At 62.4% G+C, this 356-nt stretch carries 1 protein-coding gene; it reads left to right on the top strand.

Translation table 11 applies throughout. From position 1 onward, the window contains the following. Nucleotides 1-356: glutamine synthetase beta-grasp domain-containing protein (locus tag SB719_RS19215; protein ID WP_412159611.1), on the top strand; the 356-nt coding region annotated here is incomplete at both ends.

The raw sequence follows: 356 nt of genomic DNA, 5'->3' as shown, positions 1-356 counted from the left end.
GCAAGATGTTCGACGGCTCGTCGATCAGCGGCTGGAAGGGCATCCAGAACTCCGACATGGTGCTGCTGCCGGATCCGTCGACCGCGTTCGTCGATCCCTTCACCGCCGATCCGACGCTGGTGATCACCTGCGACATCCTCGACCCGACGACGATGCGGTCCTACGAGCGCGATCCGCGCGGCATCGCCAAGCAGGCCGAGGCGTTCCTCAAGTCCAGCGGCATCGCCGACCAGGCGTTCTTCGGCCCCGAGCCAGAGTTCTTCATCTTCGATTCGGTGCGCTACGCCAACGAGATGGGCAACACCTTCTTCCATATCGAATCGGAAGAAGCGCACTGGAGCTCGGCCAAGGAATAC

The organism is Pantoea sp. SIMBA_079, from assembly GCF_046940275.1.
GTDB lineage: Bacteria > Pseudomonadota > Gammaproteobacteria > Enterobacterales > Enterobacteriaceae > Pantoea > Pantoea borealis.
Note: the sequence above shows the minus strand (reverse complement) of the source record. Positions and strands in the feature narration are given on the sequence as shown.